This is a genomic window from Streptomyces sp. NTH33, from assembly GCF_003236365.1.
Lineage (GTDB): Bacteria > Actinomycetota > Actinomycetes > Streptomycetales > Streptomycetaceae > Streptomyces.
This window is the reverse complement of sequence record NZ_POTZ01000952.1, coordinates 1-1,051: the sequence shown is the minus strand read 5'-3', so window position 1 is coordinate 1,051 and position 1,051 is coordinate 1. Positions and strand designations below refer to the sequence as shown.

At 70.9% G+C, this 1,051-nt stretch carries 2 protein-coding genes; both read right to left on the bottom strand.

What is annotated here, in order from left to right; genetic code table 11:
• Nucleotides 1-701 (bottom strand): SDR family oxidoreductase (locus C1I97_RS37755; protein WP_111007351.1); only part of this gene is annotated, 701 nt, incomplete at its 3' end.
• Nucleotides 702-811: 110 nt separating this feature from the next.
• Nucleotides 812-1,015, bottom strand: coding sequence for a DUF1737 domain-containing protein (locus tag C1I97_RS37750; RefSeq protein ID WP_111007350.1), 204 nt, complete (start codon nt 1,013-1,015; stop codon nt 812-814).
• Between the last annotated feature and the right edge of the window lie 36 nt (nt 1,016-1,051).

Here is a 1,051-nt window from a genome sequence, read left to right as displayed (position 1 = left end):
GGGGCGAGGTGGGCGTGCTGGTCGGTGAGGACGTCGCCCTTGACGACGGCGAACATGCCGGCGGTGGGGTCGGTGACGACCGTACGGTGGTCGCCCTTGCGGGACAGGGTCATGCGGCCCAGCTCGTCCAGGGGGAAGACCTCGGGCCCGGCGATGGTGCGGACGCCGTTCAGCGGGGCGCCCACGGCGACCTCCGCCACCGCGTCGGCCACGTCCTTGGAGGCGATCGGCTGGATCGGCGTGGCGGGCAGCCGGACGGTGTCGTCGTCGGCGGTCCAGGACAGGACGGCGTCCATGAACTCCATGAACTGCGTCGCCCGGACGATCGAGTAGGGGATCGGCCCGGCCGCGAGGATGCTCTCCTGGAGCACCTTGGCCCGGTAGTAGTCCAGCTCCGGCACCTGGTCCGCGCCGACGATCGAGAGGATGACGAAGTGGCCGACGCCGCCCCTCCGGGCCGCGGCCAGAAGGTTGTCCATCGAGGTCCGGAAGAAGGCCGCGGAGGCTTCGTCGAAGGTCGGGGAGTTCGTCAGGTTGACGACGACCCCGGCTCCCTCCACCGCCTCGTCCAGCCCCTGGCCGCTGATGACGTCGACTCCGGTGGACTGCGAGTGCGGCACCGCCTCGTGCCCGGCGGCGTTCAGCTTCTTGACGACCTGCGACCCGATCAGCCCGGTACCGCCGATGACTGCGACCTTCATGACATGCCTTTCGTCGGAGTGTGTCCGCAAGAGGCATATGGACCACCGCGCGGGTCCGGCATGTACGAAAGCCGGCGGATGCCCCCGATCGGCCGCACGCGGCCGCGGGCTCAGTCCCCGGTCTCCCGCTCCCGGTACCCGGACCAGAGGACCGCCTGCGCGACGATCACCCGTTCCCCGTCGAACGTGACCGACGGCCCTTCGTGCAGCCGGTACCCCATCGCCAGGGCCTCGCTCACCCGGTGACAGAACGCCGCGTCGTCAGGCCCGGTCAGCACCCGGTAGACGGGCAGCCCGCCCGGTGGTGTCGTCATGCCCCCAGCGTGTCACACACCCGACCACCGCCGACC